This window comes from Ruegeria sp. HKCCA0235A (genome assembly GCF_013033235.1).
In the GTDB taxonomy this organism is placed as follows: Bacteria; Pseudomonadota; Alphaproteobacteria; order Rhodobacterales; family Rhodobacteraceae; genus Ruegeria.
In genome coordinates this window covers 334,796-349,354 of the sequence record NZ_WQDQ01000001.1, presented here as the reverse complement: position 1 = coordinate 349,354, position 14,559 = coordinate 334,796, and the positions used below count along the sequence as shown (strand labels likewise).

General features: G+C 56.9%; 16 protein-coding genes. 5 read left to right on the top strand and 11 right to left on the bottom strand.

Features of this window, described 5'->3' with window-relative positions; all coding sequences use genetic code 11:
• Positions 1–73 precede the first annotated feature (73 nt).
• Positions 74–841, top strand: a complete 768-nt coding sequence (locus GOW56_RS01730) for an SDR family oxidoreductase (protein ID WP_171204760.1) — start codon at positions 74–76, stop codon at positions 839–841.
• On the opposite strand, the gene GOW56_RS01725 is transcribed toward GOW56_RS01730, so the two are convergent.
• Together GOW56_RS01725 and GOW56_RS01720 are read right to left on the bottom strand one after the other, a co-directional pair.
• On the bottom strand, positions 838–1,707 hold the full coding sequence (locus tag GOW56_RS01725) for an acyl-CoA thioesterase II (protein ID WP_171204759.1): 870 nt from the start codon (positions 1,705–1,707) through the stop codon (positions 838–840). The genes GOW56_RS01730 and GOW56_RS01725 overlap by 4 nt on opposite strands.
• A 51-nt stretch (positions 1,708–1,758) precedes the next feature.
• Positions 1,759–2,991, bottom strand: coding sequence for a serine hydrolase (locus GOW56_RS01720; RefSeq protein ID WP_171204758.1), 1,233 nt, complete (start codon positions 2,989–2,991; stop codon positions 1,759–1,761).
• A gap of 197 nt (positions 2,992–3,188) precedes the next feature.
• Here GOW56_RS01720 and GOW56_RS01715 point away from each other — a divergent pair, with 197 nt between their 5' ends.
• Positions 3,189–3,818 carry a 2-hydroxychromene-2-carboxylate isomerase gene (locus GOW56_RS01715; RefSeq protein ID WP_152457975.1) on the top strand — a complete coding sequence of 210 codons (630 nt, stop codon included), beginning with the start codon at positions 3,189–3,191 and terminating at the stop codon, positions 3,816–3,818.
• Between the two features lie 28 nt (positions 3,819–3,846).
• Here GOW56_RS01715 and GOW56_RS01710 read toward each other — a convergent pair whose 3' ends face one another.
• A complete protein-coding gene (locus GOW56_RS01710; RefSeq protein WP_171204757.1) occupies positions 3,847–4,665 on the bottom strand; it encodes an SDR family oxidoreductase in 819 nt (272 codons plus the stop codon).
• Positions 4,666–5,121: 456 nt separating this feature from the next.
• Between GOW56_RS01710 and aroQ the strand changes: the two genes are divergently transcribed.
• Positions 5,122–5,571 (top strand): type II 3-dehydroquinate dehydratase, encoded by a 450-nt coding sequence (aroQ, locus tag GOW56_RS01705; RefSeq protein WP_152457974.1) that lies wholly within the window; start codon positions 5,122–5,124, stop codon positions 5,569–5,571.
• Complete coding sequence (locus GOW56_RS01700) at positions 5,568–6,323, top strand: autoinducer binding domain-containing protein (protein WP_152457973.1); 756 nt, start codon at positions 5,568–5,570, stop codon at positions 6,321–6,323. The genes aroQ and GOW56_RS01700 overlap by 4 nt, the downstream gene beginning before the upstream one ends.
• 366 nt (positions 6,324–6,689) lie before the next feature.
• Here GOW56_RS01700 and tsf read toward each other — a convergent pair whose 3' ends face one another.
• The 5 genes from tsf to GOW56_RS01675 form a co-directional block, all read right to left on the bottom strand.
• A complete protein-coding gene (tsf, locus tag GOW56_RS01695; protein ID WP_171115937.1) occupies positions 6,690–7,565 on the bottom strand; it encodes a translation elongation factor Ts in 876 nt (291 codons plus the stop codon).
• A gap of 76 nt (positions 7,566–7,641) precedes the next feature.
• Positions 7,642–8,442 carry a 30S ribosomal protein S2 gene (rpsB, locus tag GOW56_RS01690; protein ID WP_152457971.1) on the bottom strand — a complete coding sequence of 267 codons (801 nt, stop codon included), beginning with the start codon at positions 8,440–8,442 and terminating at the stop codon, positions 7,642–7,644.
• Between the two features lie 166 nt (positions 8,443–8,608).
• A complete protein-coding gene (locus GOW56_RS01685) occupies positions 8,609–9,463 on the bottom strand; it encodes a 1-acyl-sn-glycerol-3-phosphate acyltransferase (protein ID WP_171204756.1) in 855 nt (284 codons plus the stop codon).
• Positions 9,450–10,205, bottom strand: coding sequence for a GNAT family N-acetyltransferase (locus tag GOW56_RS01680; protein ID WP_171204755.1), 756 nt, complete (start codon positions 10,203–10,205; stop codon positions 9,450–9,452). The genes GOW56_RS01685 and GOW56_RS01680 overlap by 14 nt, the downstream gene beginning before the upstream one ends.
• A gap of 108 nt (positions 10,206–10,313) precedes the next feature.
• A complete protein-coding gene (locus GOW56_RS01675) occupies positions 10,314–10,496 on the bottom strand; it encodes a DUF3553 domain-containing protein (RefSeq protein ID WP_050602459.1) in 183 nt (60 codons plus the stop codon).
• 43 nt (positions 10,497–10,539) lie between these two features.
• Between GOW56_RS01675 and GOW56_RS01670 the strand changes: the two genes are divergently transcribed.
• Complete coding sequence (locus GOW56_RS01670) at positions 10,540–11,136, top strand: histidine phosphotransferase family protein (RefSeq protein ID WP_171204754.1); 597 nt, start codon at positions 10,540–10,542, stop codon at positions 11,134–11,136.
• On the opposite strand, the gene GOW56_RS01665 is transcribed toward GOW56_RS01670, so the two are convergent.
• From GOW56_RS01665 to obgE, 3 genes are read right to left on the bottom strand one after another with little or no spacing between them, the layout of a single operon-like run.
• A complete protein-coding gene (locus GOW56_RS01665; RefSeq protein WP_171168187.1) occupies positions 11,133–12,395 on the bottom strand; it encodes a glutamate-5-semialdehyde dehydrogenase in 1,263 nt (420 codons plus the stop codon). The genes GOW56_RS01670 and GOW56_RS01665 overlap by 4 nt on opposite strands.
• Positions 12,396–12,428: 33 nt before the next feature.
• A complete protein-coding gene (gene proB, locus GOW56_RS01660) occupies positions 12,429–13,535 on the bottom strand; it encodes a glutamate 5-kinase (RefSeq protein ID WP_171204753.1) in 1,107 nt (368 codons plus the stop codon).
• Positions 13,523–14,557 (bottom strand): GTPase ObgE, encoded by a 1,035-nt coding sequence (gene obgE, locus GOW56_RS01655; protein WP_171204752.1) that lies wholly within the window; start codon positions 14,555–14,557, stop codon positions 13,523–13,525. Before obgE ends, proB begins: the two co-directional genes overlap by 13 nt.
• Between the last annotated feature and the right edge of the window lie 2 nt (positions 14,558–14,559).

The window sequence follows — 14,559 nt, the reverse complement described above, 5'->3', positions numbered from 1 at the left end:
AATGGCGGCTTGTAACTTGGCAGCAAAGTGAACACTCTGCCCAGAACACATAAGACTTGTTTTGGAATGCGCCATGGAGCTCAGAAATAGAACTGTCATCGTGACCGGTGCCGCAGATGGCATTGGCCGGGGTTTGGCGGAACGTTTTGCTCAGGAAGGTGCGCGCGTCATCTGTTCGGATATTGACGAGGCCGGAGCCCGTGACATCGCAACCCAAACTGGCGGAGTTGCCTTCACATGTGACGTCTCGGATGAGGAACAGATCAAGGCGTTGATTGATTTCACCGAAGATACTGTTGGCCCAATTGATCTGTTCTGCGCAAATGCCGGCATCCTGACGCTTGGCGGTCTGGATGTTCCCGATGATCAATGGGAAAAAATTTGGAAAATCAACGTGATGTCGCACGTGTGGACCGCGCGCCATTTGGTGCCTCGCATGATCGGTCGCGGCGGCGGATATATTCTGACGACGGCCTCTGCGGCGGGTTTGCTGAACCAACCGGGTGCAGCGCCATACGGTGTCACGAAACACGCGGCGGTCGGATTTGCCGAGTGGCTGTCGCTGACATATGGCGCCAAAGGTCTGCGGGTTTCGGTTCTTTGTCCTCAGGCGGTTCGGTCAAAAATGACTGAAGGACATGAGGTTTCAGTGGCATCGATCGACGGAATGCTGGAGCCCGATGACGTCGCTGAAACCTGCGTACAAGCCATCCGGGAAGAACGATTTCTGGTTCTTCCGCATCCGCAGGTTTTGGATTATCTGCAACTCAAAGCGGCTGACTACGATCGCTGGCTGGGCGGGATGCGAAAGTTGAATCAACAGTTTACGCCAGATACTTAACGTTTTCTCTGAACCTTCCTCATAAGACCTTCCTGAGCCACCGACGCGACCAGGGTTCCGTCTTCTGAATAGATCGATCCGCGATTGAAGCTGCGTCCCTGCCCCGTCCACGGAGAATCCATCACATACAGATGCCAGTTCTGAAATTTCACAGGTGCATGAAACCACAAAGCATGGTCCAGACTGGCGCCGTTGAACTCTCCGGAAAACCAGCTCAGCCCGTGCGGTCGCAAACCTGACGACATCAGGTTCATATCAGACGCATAGGCCAAAAGCAGATGTTGAGTTTTCGCGTCCGCAGACGCGGCAGCCGCCATGCGAAACCAGGTTTTATTGCGGTCGTCCGACACTTCGGGGTTGAACGGATCCAGATGGTCCACCTCCCGCACTTCGATCGGGCGTTCACGCAGAAGCTCACCGCGAAAACCTTCGGGCACGCGATCCACATATGCGTGTCGAAGCTCGGAACGTGATGGGTATGTCTGTGGAGGATTCACGGTTGGCATCGGATGCTGATGATCCCAACCTTCATCCTGAACGTGAAAGGACGCTGACATATTCAGGATCTGCTTGCCATTTTGAATGGCAACAACGCGACGGGTTGTGAACGACCCACCGTCACGCGCCCTATCCACCTGATAAATAACAGGTTTATCTGGATCCCCGGGGCGGATGAAATAGGCGTGCAGGGAATGGCACAACCGGTCTTCCACGGTTCTGTACGCCGCGGCCAGGGCCTGCGCAATGACCTGACCGCCGAAAATTCGGGTTGGTGTTTCTCCACCCGATCCTGTGCCGCGGAAAAGATCGACTTCAAGCCGTTCGATATCCAGAAGGTCCAGTAAGATGCGTTCCGCTTCGGTCATTGTCTGCTCATGGGCTAATTGATCGAAACCCGGGTATCAGCCTGAGCAAAATCATTCAATAATGGCGGCGTGCACCAAGGCCTTGAGTTCAGCCCGGGATGGGTAGGAACTGGACGGCGACAATTGCGTGAAGAACACAGCCGTCAGATCGTTCTGCCAGTCGATCCAGAAATAGGTCGAGGCCATGCCACCCCAGCTGAAATCACCAACGGATCCGGGCACGCGCACCCGACCCGGGTTGAGGACAATCGACCCTGCAAGGCCAAATCCCATGCCTTCCATGGGCTGTTCTGCAAAGCTCTTTGGTCCCATCGAAGCTATATCGCCCGGCAAGTGGTTGCGCATCATGAAGTCCACCGTTTTCGGGCCAAGCAGTTGATGCCCGTTGCCGGACCCGCGATTGCGAAGCATGTCGACGAATTTGACATAGTCATCGATTGTGGAAACCAGCCCGCCGCCGCCCGAGAACGTTGTCGCATTCACAAATGGAGAAGCTTCGTGGGCATCCACCAGACGCAAGGTATCGCCTCCCTGTTCTGCGGAATTCAACGCCATCGCATCGCCGGCCAGCGGCGTATAAAGCGAGGCGAACCGGTCCCCTGCCCCGTCGGGCACGGAAAACCCGGTTTCGCGCATCTCGAGGGGCGCCAAGATTTCCTGCCGGAAGAATTGTTCCAGGGTCTGTCCCGAGACGACCTCGACAACGCGCCCAAGCACATCGGTTCCAACCGAATATTCCCACCGTGTTCCGGGCTGGAAAGCCAAGGGTAACTCTGCCAGTTCACGTACGCGATCTTTCAGAAGACCCTGATTTGGTTTAAATATAAGGTCCTTTTCATCCATCGCCTCCGGCAGGAACCCGGGGTTGAACGGATAGCTGAAACCGCTGGTATGGGTCAGCAACTGATGAAGGGTCGGGCTTGCCGCGTCCTCGGTTTGATCCAGCTTGTCCGCGCCGGGTACCAGAGCCTGCATCTGTTTGTACTCGGGAAGGAAATCCGACAGCGGTGCGTCGAGGTGAAACAGCCCACGTTCCGCCAGCATCATCAAGGCAACAGACGTAACGGGTTTGGTCATCGAGTAGATGCGCACCAGCGTATCGCGTTGGAACGGCAAGTCCTCTTCAAGATTTCGCAGGCCGCTGGAGTGGAAAAAGACCTCATCCCCCTTGTGCTTCAGCAAAAAGGAAGAGCCCGCGTATTTGCGCTGCTCAACATAGCGGTCCATCCAGATGCGAATCCAGTTCAGGCGCGTTTCATCGAACATGACTTGTTTTCGAAGCATTTTTGAGTTCCACCAGAAGTTGACTAACATCGTGTACGCGTAGGGCCTGAAACAACAGCAAAACCCGGGCTGAAATGAATGGTTATACAAGCAGAGCCAAGAGGCACGCCTTAAATCCAAGTGATACAGTGAAACCGTCACAGATTCGCTTGTAAATTGTTGGACGGCGACGTGCCGGATTGGCCTGGAGGAATAGAATGACGCAAAGCATAGATTTCGTTTACGATTTTTGCAGCCCAAATGCCTTTCTGGCCCACAAGATGCTGCCAGAGCTGGCCGCGCGGCATAATGCCAAGATCAGGTATTCCCCTGTCCTTCTGCCCGTTGTTTTCAAGGCAACGCACAACCAGAGCCCGTTTCAGGCGTTTTCCGAAAACCGCCAGAAAACCGCCTATCTTACTCATGACTTGCATCGGTTCGCGCGGCGTCGCGGGCTGAGCTTTCACATGAGCCCGCATTTTCCGATCAATACGAAATTTGCGATGCGCGGCGCCCGGTTCGCTAGTGGTAAATCATGGGAAATCAAATACATAAACGCCATCTTTGATGCCATATGGGTGCATGGCCAAAAGGCGGATGAACTGGCCGTTCTGATTGACATTCTACAGGAAAATGAACTGCCGGTTCGCAAGCTGCGCGAGGCCATGACAAGCCCTGAAATCAAACAGGATCTGAAGGATCAGACCAAATCGTTCGTGCGCCGCGGCGTTTTTGGCGTTCCCAGCCTGTTTTACGGCTCTGAAATGTTCTTTGGCAAGAACAGCTTGCCGAACCTGGAAATTGAACTGTCGAAAAACAAGAAACGACACAAATCCAACACGTTGTGAACGGGATCGGTTTTGATCGCAGCGCGACTTAGAAAGCTTCGGCAAAGATATTGCCCGACGTTACAACGTTGATCCCACCAGAAACCGGGATGATCGAACCGGTTACATAACTGCCCCCGCGTCCACACAGAAACAGCACGCACCCCGCTATATCTTCATCACAGCCGACGCGCCCAAGAGGCACTGACTTGCCGACCTTTTCACGCTTGTCCTCATCCGCCGTAGCAAAGGCTGTCATCCGCGATACGAACGGCCCCGGAGCCAGCGCGTTGACCGTCACGTGGTAGGGCGACAGTTCCTTGGCCATGATTTTTGTCAGATGCAGAACCGCAGCTTTCGAGGCTGAATAGCTATAGGCGCCATCCCCCATGGGAACCTCTCCCATCACGGATCCAACATTCACGACCCGGGCCGGATCGTCTGCGGTTCCGGATTGCATCAACATTGGCAGCAGCCTCTGGGTAAGCTCGAATACCCCGGCCACGTTGACCGACATCACCTTGTCCCACGCGTCATAAGGAAACTGGCCCAAGGGTGCCCCCCAGGTCACGCCAGAGTTATTCATAAGAATATCAAGTCCTTCCGTCCGGTTCTGAATGTCCGAAACCAGTTTGGCGATACTTGCCTCGCTGCCGATGTCTCCGGCAAACCCTTCGGCACTTCCCGGTGCCTCCAGCGCATTCAACTCGGCGGCGGCCGCGACACAGGCGTCCCCGTTTCGAGAAGCGATCAACACGCGCGCGCCGGCCCTGACCAACGCCTCTGCGGCCATCCGACCGATACCCGTGGCGCCTCCGGTGACCAATGCGGTTTTGCCGGGCAGCGAGAAAAGGGTATCGGGGGTCATTGTCATGTTCCTCTGCTAAATCTGATTTCGGTTGCATTCCGGCCCGGTTCAAAGCCTTGTTGTCTTTGCGGCGATCAGCCGCCCGCTGCGTTGGCACGAAACCGGGTTGCACCAAAACTCCACATGACAATCTTCAATCGCATCAGAGACGGTTTGCAAGGATTACTCAGCGTCGCAAAGCGCCGGCTGGTAAGCCCGGATAGTTCCAATGTTCCGATACTGATACCGACGACAATGCGCCCGAAAACCTGTTTTCCCGCAATCGAAAAACGGACGTAAATGTACGGCCCAAGTCCAAACGGACGCGCTGTGTCGTCATGTCGAATGACTGAACTTGGTTTCCTCTTCCATCTCAAGGTCTGTTTTCAGGGCAACTGTCTGTATTCAATCCACCAAAGTCAGGTAGACAACCCGGCCTTTTCGCGTCTATGAACCAAGTATGGGGATCGTGAAAACATGCATAACGTTTTGGTATTGAATGGCCCAAACCTCAATCTGCTTGGCACACGGCAGCCCGAGGTTTACGGCAGCACGACACTACATATGATCGAGGATCGTTGCGTTCAGCATGGCGCCTCCATCGGGCTGGACGTCACCCACCTGCAATCCAATCACGAAGGTGTGCTGCTTGACGCCATTCACGCGGCCCGCGGTGTACAAAGCGGGCTGATACTGAACGCAGGCGCGTTCACGCATACGTCGATTGCCCTTATGGATGCGATTGCATCGGTGGAACTGCCGGTTGTCGAAGTGCATCTTTCCAACATTCATGCCCGGGAAACGTTTCGGCACAGGTCCTACATAGCCCCTGTCGCACTGGGTCAGATCTGTGGATTCGGTGCCCACAGCTATATCCTCGCGCTGGATGCGCTCGCGGCTCATCTGAAAGCAGGCAGCACGACATGAAGCTCAAGGAATATCTTCGGTTTGTCAGCTACGCCAAAACCCTGGAAGACCTGTGGGATGCACATTGCCGCCAAATGGCCGAATTTGGTTTTACCCGCCTGATCTATGGGTACACGCAATTCCGGACGGCCACGTCTCTGGGTGATCCAGAAGATTTCGTAATCCTGACGAACCACAAGCGGGCCTATGTGGACGGATTCATCAAGGATGGACTGTATTTTCACGCTCCGATGTTGAAGTGGGCCTTGGACAACGAAGGCGCCGCCAGCTGGAAAATGTTGCAGGACATGAACTCGGGCGGGACGATGACCGCGAAGGAACGCGAAGTTTTCGAGTTCAACAAATCCATGGGCGTGGTTTCGGGTTATACCGTCAGCTTCAACTCGGTTTCCATGCGCTCAAAAGGGGCGATTTCCCTGTCGGCCAATAATGGGTTGAGCCAGGAGGATGTGGATGCGGTCTGGGAAGAGCACGGCGACGACATTCTACTTATGAACAATGTCGCCCACCTGAAAATCCTGACATTGCCGTTCCATCCGCCGAACCGGGCACTTACCAAACGCCAACGCGAAGCTTTGCAGTGGGTTGGTGACGGAAAAACCACTCAGGATATCGCGCTGTTGATGGGACTGACATCTGCAACGGTGGAAAAGCACCTGCGACTCGCGCGCGAGGCGCTTTCGGTCGAAACGACGGCGCAAGCGGTTCTCAAGGCGTCACTGCACAACCAGATGTTCATTATGGAAGCATAACCGCAATATTTTGACGCTATCCCGCGTCAGTTTACCCTAGGTAAGGAAATCACTACTTTTCAAACCAATCGGAAAAGTTGCAAAGTGAGAGTGTTCCGTGAGTGGTGGCTTTAGCCAGGGAACATTGGATTGGATCTTTGCAATAACAAAGCTCTCCGATCACTCTGACAAGGGGGCGCCTATTTGTCCGCGTACCGGTGTCGGAATTTTGGGGGGCCTCGACCATCCCCATCATGCGGGGCCCTCCAATTCTTCTCTACATTTCAGAATTTTGAAATCCGCCGATGGCAGAAAAAAGGGTTACGCAGTGCGTAACCCTTTAGATTTGTTGGGAAAGGCCGTTGCTGGTACTTTCCCTGTGCCCTTTTAGCCTTGCGCGGCTTTGGCGACTTCGGCGGCGAAATCTTCTTTTTCAACCACGATGCCTTCGCCAACTTCCAGACGGATGAAGCCGGTGATGGTCGCGCCTGCTTCCTTGGCCGCTGCTTCGACGGTCAGGTCAGGGTTCACGACAAATTGCTGGTTCAGCAGAGTCGATTCCGCGACGAATTTCTTCATGCGGCCTTCGATCATCTTTTCGATCACCTGCTCCGGCTTGCCGGATTCGCGGGCGATGTCCATCTGGACTTGCTTTTCTTTCTCGACAACTGCCGGGTCCATGTCTGCTTCGGACAGGGCCGCCGGGTTCACAGCCGCGATGTGCATTGCAACCTGCTTGCCAATCGCTTCGTCGCCACCGGTCAAAGCAACCAGAACGCCGATTTTGCCCATGCCGTTGGTGGCCGCATTGTGGACATAGGACACAACGGTGTCGCCCGACAGTTTCGCCATGCGACGCACCGACATGTTTTCACCGATGGTGGCGATTTTGTCGGTCAGGGTGTCCGCAACGGACTTACCGCCCAGATCTGCTGCCAGCAGTTCCTCTACATTGTCGACGCCTTCAGCCGCATATGCAATCTTGCCGACCATTTCCTGGAACTCGGCGTTTTTCGCGACAAAGTCGGTTTCCGAGTTCACCTCAACAGCAACACCGCTGCCGCCATCGACGTGAACTGCAACCAGACCTTCAGCTGCGGTACGGCCCGATTTCTTGGCCGCCTTGGCCAGACCTTTGGTGCGCAGCCAGTCAACGGCTTCATCCATGTTGCCGCCGGTTTCAGTCAGCGCTTTTTTCGCGTCCATCATGCCTGCGCCGGTCGAGTCGCGCAGTTCTTTAACCATTGCTGCTGTGATTGCCATCTTTAGGCTCTCCTCAATTCAAATGGAATTGGGGCAGGTCTACCCTGCCCCATATGTCATTTACGTGACGGGCAGCTTACGCTTCGGCTTTGGCTTCCGGAGCAGCTTCTTCAGCGGGTGCTTCTTCCGCAACGGCTTCTTCAACCGGCGCTTCTTCGAATTCACCCAAATCAACGCCAGCGGCACCCAGCTGAGCGGTCATACCGTCCAGAGCGGCACGTGCGGCCAGATCGCAGTACAGCGAGATCGCGCGTGCTGCGTCGTCGTTGCCGGGGATGATGTAATCAACACCGTCGGGCGAGCAGTTGGTGTCGACAACAGCCACGACCGGGATACCCAGCTTGTTGGCTTCGGCGATGGCCAGTGCTTCTTTCTTGACGTCGATGACGAACAGCAGGTCAGGTACGCCGCCCATCTCGCGGATACCGCCCAGCGATGCTTGCAGCTTGGCCTGGTCGCGTTCCATGCCCAGACGCTCTTTCTTGGTCAGGCCTTCGGCGCCCGATTCCATCGCTTCGTCGATCTGGTTCAGACGGTTGATCGACTGGGAAACGGTTTTCCAGTTGGTCAGCGTGCCGCCCAGCCAGCGGTGGTTCATGTAGTACTGAGCCGACTTTTCAGCGGCTTCTGCGATCGGGCCAGCAGCCTGACGCTTGGTACCAACGAACAAAACGCGGCCACCTTTGGCAACGGTGTCACGAACGGCCTGCAAAGCCTGGTCCAGCATCGGAACGGTCTGGGTCAAGTCCATGATGTGGATGCCATTGCGCGAGCCGTAGATGAACGGGCCCATGCGGGGATTCCAACGCTGTGTCTGGTGGCCGAAGTGAACGCCAGCTTCCAGCAGCTGACGCATGGTGAACTCGGGAAGAGCCATGCTATGTTTTCCTTTTCCGGTTTACGCCTCGGCGGGGGTGAAAGAAGCGAATGCTCCAACCGGCGGGCCAGATAGGGATGTCTCCCCCACAAGGCCCAAACCCCGCCTGCGGGTTTGAATGGCGCGCGTATACGGCAGGTTTGAAGGCAGCGCAAGGGTCAAAGCCTTATTTTTCAAGCCGCGCCAATGCATGCGCGTGGCGCACTGCCGCCTCGCAATGGGCCGCCAGTTCCTTGCGGTTGGCGAAATCCCTGACCCGGGCGGGAGCGTGATAGATCAGCTCAACGGACCCCTGCCTGCGCGCGCCCAATGTCTTGAGCAGATGGGGCGCGAAATCCATATCGCCCCACCAGCCATAGAACCGGTCAGGCTGACCTTTCGGCGCGTGAAACACCACCGAGACCGGTTGAACATACATGAAATCCCGCAGCTCGTCTGCGAAGAAAGCGGCAAAGAGCGTTGTTTTAAATGGCAAAACACGCAATCCGTCGGTCGAGGTGCCTTCGGGGAAAAACAACAGCTTGTGTCCGGCCTTCAGGCGTTCTTCGAAGATCGCCGTCTGCTCGCGCGCCTTTTTGCGATCCCTTTCGATGAATACGGTCCCGGTGGCCCGTGCCAACCACCCGATACCCGGCCAGGTCGCAACTTCCGCCTTGGACACGAAGTAGACCCTTTTTCGGGCGTTCAGGGCAAAGATATCCAGCCAGGATGTGTGATTGGCGACAACGGCACCGTGTTCCTTCATCAACGCGCCCGAGCAGCGAAATCCGATTCCCAGGATTCGGAACGCGTTTCGGCACACGAACTGGCTGATGAACGGTGTAACGGGGCGACGAACACCACAAAGTGGCAACTCGATCAGTCGAATGGCCAACAGAACAAGCAGCCCACCGAACACAAGGATGGCCAAGGGCAAGCCCCTCAGGATCACAAGAATCCAGCCGACAAAACCCAGTTCGATCGGATCCGGCGCATCCTCACTGTTCCAAAGCGGATCATTCACCGGATCAAGCCCCGCCATAGATGCGCTTCTGCCGCTCGTTCATACGGGTCGTATCCAGGATCAGGCACACATCGGTGGTGTTGAAGGAATGATCGATGAACGCCCCCTCACCCACAAACCCGCCAAGCCTCAGATAGGCTTTGATCAGGGCCGGAACCTGTACCATGGCACGGCGACGATCCAGCGCGTCCGGTGCGACAAGATCCATGGTCTGAAACACGCTCGGCTGGGCGCGCACCCGCAGGTCTGGCGGCGCCAGATGATTGTGATGCAGCATCGACAGCGGCTGGGCCAGTTCCTGAACATCCGTGCCGTGAAAGCTGGCGACGCCAAACAGAACTTCGATCTGGCGTTCGGCCACATAGCGAGAGAGACCATTCCAGAGATGATACATGGCCGTACCGCCCCGGTAGTCCCTGTGCAGGCACGACCGGCCCAGTTCCAGCAACTTGCGGCCACTTTGCTTGAGAACGCTCAGATCGTATTCGTCTTCGGAATAAAACTGCCCCAATTCAGCGGCGCGATCACCCGGTAACAGCCTGTAAACGCCGACAACTTCTCCGGTCGCATCATCAATGGCCAGCATGTGATCGAAATAAGGATCAAACCGGTCCCGTTCCAGCCCGGCCACATGATCGACCAGCGCCCCTCCGCCGCCGAGTTCGCGCACAAATACGTCATAACGCAACCGCTGCGCTGCGCGCAGTTCGTCCCGGGTTTCCGCCAGTTTGATCGTGAACGAGGGGCCAGCGTCCGGCATGTCAGATTTATCAATCCTGTTTTATCAACGCGGCTGATACCTCAGTTCTTCGGGGGAAGGCAACAAGTGGAGATCTGGTCTTTTCCGTTAACTCTTCTTAAACCAGTTTCACGGATCAAAGACCGGCATCAGGGCGATGCGTGTTCCGTCGATTACCACTTTCCCCTGCTCGCGAAAGTTTACGGTGATCTTGCCTGCGATGTTGGATTGAACCTGTCCGACACCCCATTCGGGGAAATCCGGGTGGCGAACAAACATGCCCGGTGCAAGAATAGCATTCATGTCTGTCATTTGGGGCTTCCGGTTCCTGTGGCAGATACCGCAGGAGGTACGCATGGGCAACACGAACGTCAACCTGGCTGAATTGATCGGCTCACGGATCTGCCACGATTTGATCAGCCCGATCGGGGCAATCACCAACGGGCTGGAACTGTTGGACATGGTTGGTGCTGTTCAGGGCCCCGAGATGGAGTTGATCTCGGGCAGCGTCGGCAGTGCGGGCGCGCGTATCCGGTTTTTTCGGGTTGCCTTCGGATCAGCAGGAGAACAGCCGCTGGGCCGGGCCGAAGTGGCCGAACTGCTCAAGGACATCGAACGCACCGGACGGGTGCGGGTAAACTGGTTTATGACCGAGCCCATGCCGCGCAACCAAATCAAGCTGGCGTTCCTTGCGCTCATGTGCTGCGAAAGTGCCATGCCGATGGGCGGAGAGGTTGAGATCGAGAACCAAGGCACCAATTGGACAGTGACCGGAACTGCCGACAAGTTGAACGTAGACAATACCTTATGGAAACACGTTGCAACCGGCCGGTTCCCCAACAAGATTACCCCCGCGCAGGTCCAGTTCGCTCTGCTGCCGGAAACGGCAAATGCGATGGGTCGACGCGTTTCCGTGGAAACCGCCGCGACCCGCCTTGTGCTGCGTTTTTAATTCCGAATTGTTCCGTTCCCGCGCACCAGATATTTGAAACTGGTCAACTGTGCGGCCCCCACCGGGCCGCGGGCATGCATTTTGCCCGTGGCGATACCGATCTCGGCGCCCATCCCGAATTCACCACCATCGGCGAACTGAGTCGAAGCGTTGTGCATAAGGATCGCGCTATCCAAACGCTCAAAGAAACGGGCCACGGCCGTGTCATCCTCGGTCATGATACAATCTGTATGGTTCGACCCGTAATGCTGGATATGCGCAATGGCAGCATCGATATCGGCGACGGGCTTGGCCGCGATCACGCTGTCCAGAAACTCTTTTCCCCAATCCTCCGCCGTCGCGGGAATTGTACCCTCGACCGCAAGTGCGCCTTCGGCGTGAACCTCGACCCCTGCTTTCAGCAACGCGGCAATCACGTCACGCCCCAGCGTTTCGGCGATGTCCTGATGGATCAGCAGGCATTCGGCAGCGCCGCAGATCCCGGTACGGCGTGTCTTGGCGTTCAACACCACGTCCAGCGTTTTCTGCGGATCAGCGGCCTTGTCGACATAGATGTGCACGATGCCTTCAAGATGGGCAAAAACAGGCACACGGGCCTCACGCTGGACCAGCCCGACCAACCCCTTGCCGCCGCGCGGAACGATGACGTCGACATAGTCGGTCATGGTCAGCAATTCCTGAACCGCCGCACGGTCACGTGTCGGCACCAGTTGAATCGCATCTTCCGGCAGATCGGCGGCCTTCAGCCCCTCGACCAGGCAGGCATGAATCGCTGTCGAAGAATGAAAGCTCTCGGAGCCGCCACGCAGAATGACGGCATTTCCGGATTTCAGACACAGCGCACCTGCGTCAGCCGTGACATTGGGGCGGCTTTCATAGATCACGCCGATCACACCCAGCGGGGTGCGTACGCGTTGGATTTTCAATCCTGTCGGGCGGTCCCATTCGGCCAGCACTTCGCCCACCGGATCGGTCTGATCAGCCACTGCGCGCAGACCATCGACCATGCCCTGAACACGCGCCTCATCCAGCATCAGCCGATCCATCATCGCGGGGCTCAGACCTTTCTCGCGGCCGAACTCCAGATCCTTCCGGTTGGCTTCGATGATCTGCGCCCGATTGGCCCAAACCGCGTCGGCCGCTGCAATCAGGGCGGCATGTTTGCGTTCTGGGTTTGCAAAAGCCAGATCGCGCGATGCCGCTTTGGCACGTTTCCCAAGATCAGCCATCAGAGCGGGAATGCTGTCGAAATCTTTCATGTCGCGTGCCTTTCAGGTCATCTTTTTCAGTATTTACAGGGCCAGATCATCCCGGTGAATCAAGGCCGCACGGCCGGGATATCCAAGTGTCGCCTCGATCTCGGACGACTTGCGCCCCTTGATCGCGTCAGCCTCCTGCGCGGTGTAACGGCTGATCCCCTGCGCCAGCCGGCGGGCCTTGGGGTCAAGGATCGCAACGGGGTCGCCGCGCCCGAAATCGCCGGTCACTTCAACAATACCCGCGGGCAACAGGCTTTTGCCATTTGCCAGCGCATTGGCAGCCCCTTCATCGATGGTGATTTCGCCACGCGGTTTCATGGCCGAAATCCAACGTTTGCGCGCAGCATGCGGGTCCAGCGTTGCGGTAAACCACGTCGAGTTCGCGCCATTTTCCAGCGTTTTCAGAGGGTTCAGAACCGATCCTTCAGTGATCGCCATCGCACATCCGCCCGCGGTGGCCATCTTGGCGGCCAGCAGCTTTGTCTTCATTCCGCCCTTTGACAGGCCAGAGCCCGCATCGCCCGCCATGGCTTCGATCTCGGGCGTGATCTTGTCGATCGTTTCGAAACGCGTGGCCGAGGCGTCCTCGTTGGGGTTGCCCGAATAGAAGCCATCGACATCCGACAGCAGGATCAACTGATCCGCCCCCACGGTCACGGCAATTTGCGCGGCCAGACGATCATTGTCGCCATACCGGATCTCATCCGTTGCCACGGTATCGTTTTCGTTGACGATCGGCACGACACCCAAACCCAGCAGAGTTTCCAGGGTCGCGCGTGAATTCAAATAGCGGCGGCGATCCTCGCTGTCCTCCAATGTCACCAAAACCTGCGCCGTGGTGATCCCATGAGGTGTCAACGCCTCTTCATATGCGCGCGCCAGACGAATTTGCCCGACGGCGGCCGCAGCTTGCGACTTTTCCAATGGCAATGTCGCCATGGACAGACGCAAAACGCCGCGGCCCAGTGCAATCGACCCGGACGAGACGAGGATTACATCTGTCCCCTGCCCCTTGAGCCATGCGACATCCTGCGCCAACGAAAACAACCATTCCTTGCGCAACAGGCCGGTTTCGCGATCAACCAGCAAAGCCGACCCGATTTTGACGACCAATCGGCGCGCTGAAGTCAGGGTTGCCAAGGCTGCGCCTCCTCAGTGGGTTTCTGACGCACACGATTGTCATCGATCTGGCCGCGCAACGCGCGCAAAACCTCGGTTACACCTTGATGAGCAACACCGGACATCATCATCACCGGGCCGCCAACGGCCTCTTCAAGCTCGGCTTTGGCCATATCACGTTCTTCGTCATCCAGCGCATCGACCTTGTTCAGGACGGTGATCCGGGGTTTCTGGGCCAGCTCGCCGCCATAGGCCTCAAGCTCGTGGATAATCGTGCGGTAGTCATCGGCAACCGTTTCCGAGGTACCATCGACAAGATGCAACAGCACGGCGCAGCGCTCAACATGACCAAGAAAGCGGTCTCCGATCCCGCGGCCCTCATGCGCGCCCTCGATCAGGCCGGGAATGTCAGCCACCACGAATTCCACGTTGTCGACCCCCACGACACCCAGATTTGGGTGCAGCGTGGTAAACGGATAATCCGCGATCTTGGGCCGCGCGTTTGACGTGGCTGCAAGAAAGGTCGATTTGCCTGCATTTGGCATGCCCAGCAGACCCACATCGGCGATCAGCTTCAGACGCAGCCAGATCGTGCGGTCAATGCCGGCCTGCCCCGGATTTGCACGCCGGGGGGCCTGGTTGGTGGCCGATTTGAAGTGCAGGTTGCCGAAACCGCCATTGCCCCCTTTGGCCAGCAGAACGCGCTGACCCACCTCGGTCAGATCGCAGATAACGGTTTCTTCATCCTCATCCAGGATCTCGGTGCCGACAGGCACGCGCAGGACAATGTCATCGCCATCCTTGCCGGTACGTTGCTGGCCCCTGCCCGGCTGGCCGTTCTTGGCAAAGAAATGCTGCTGATACCGGAAGTCGATCAGGGTGTTCAGCCCGTCCACGACTTCGGCCCAGACAGACCCGCCCTTACCGCCGTCCCCGCCATCAGGTCCGCCGTATTCGATGTATTTTTCGCGTCGGAAGCTGACGCAGCCGCTACCGCCGGCCCCGGACCGGATGTAGACCTTTGCAAGATCGAGAAATTTCATGG

Coding starts and splice junctions, on each gene's coding strand:
- tsf (WP_171115937.1), bottom strand. CDS start 7,565: ATGGCAATCACAGCAGCAATGGTTAAAGAACTGCGCGACTCGACCGGC.
- GOW56_RS01700 (WP_152457973.1), top strand. CDS start 5,568: ATGAAGCTCAAGGAATATCTTCGGTTTGTCAGCTACGCCAAAACCCTG.
- GOW56_RS01715 (WP_152457975.1), top strand. CDS start 3,189: ATGACGCAAAGCATAGATTTCGTTTACGATTTTTGCAGCCCAAATGCC.
- GOW56_RS01720 (WP_171204758.1), bottom strand. CDS start 2,991: ATGCTTCGAAAACAAGTCATGTTCGATGAAACGCGCCTGAACTGGATT.
- GOW56_RS01685 (WP_171204756.1), bottom strand. CDS start 9,463: ATGGCGGGGCTTGATCCGGTGAATGATCCGCTTTGGAACAGTGAGGAT.
- GOW56_RS01665 (WP_171168187.1), bottom strand. CDS start 12,395: ATGAAAGATTTCGACAGCATTCCCGCTCTGATGGCTGATCTTGGGAAA.
- GOW56_RS01675 (WP_050602459.1), bottom strand. CDS start 10,496: ATGACAGACATGAATGCTATTCTTGCACCGGGCATGTTTGTTCGCCAC.
- GOW56_RS01725 (WP_171204759.1), bottom strand. CDS start 1,707: ATGACCGAAGCGGAACGCATCTTACTGGACCTTCTGGATATCGAACGG.
- GOW56_RS01730 (WP_171204760.1), top strand. CDS start 74: ATGGAGCTCAGAAATAGAACTGTCATCGTGACCGGTGCCGCAGATGGC.
- GOW56_RS01710 (WP_171204757.1), bottom strand. CDS start 4,665: ATGACCCCCGATACCCTTTTCTCGCTGCCCGGCAAAACCGCATTGGTC.
- rpsB (WP_152457971.1), bottom strand. CDS start 8,442: ATGGCTCTTCCCGAGTTCACCATGCGTCAGCTGCTGGAAGCTGGCGTT.
- GOW56_RS01680 (WP_171204755.1), bottom strand. CDS start 10,205: ATGCCGGACGCTGGCCCCTCGTTCACGATCAAACTGGCGGAAACCCGG.
- GOW56_RS01670 (WP_171204754.1), top strand. CDS start 10,540: ATGGGCAACACGAACGTCAACCTGGCTGAATTGATCGGCTCACGGATC.
- aroQ (WP_152457974.1), top strand. CDS start 5,122: ATGCATAACGTTTTGGTATTGAATGGCCCAAACCTCAATCTGCTTGGC.
- obgE (WP_171204752.1), bottom strand. CDS start 14,557: ATGAAATTTCTCGATCTTGCAAAGGTCTACATCCGGTCCGGGGCCGGC.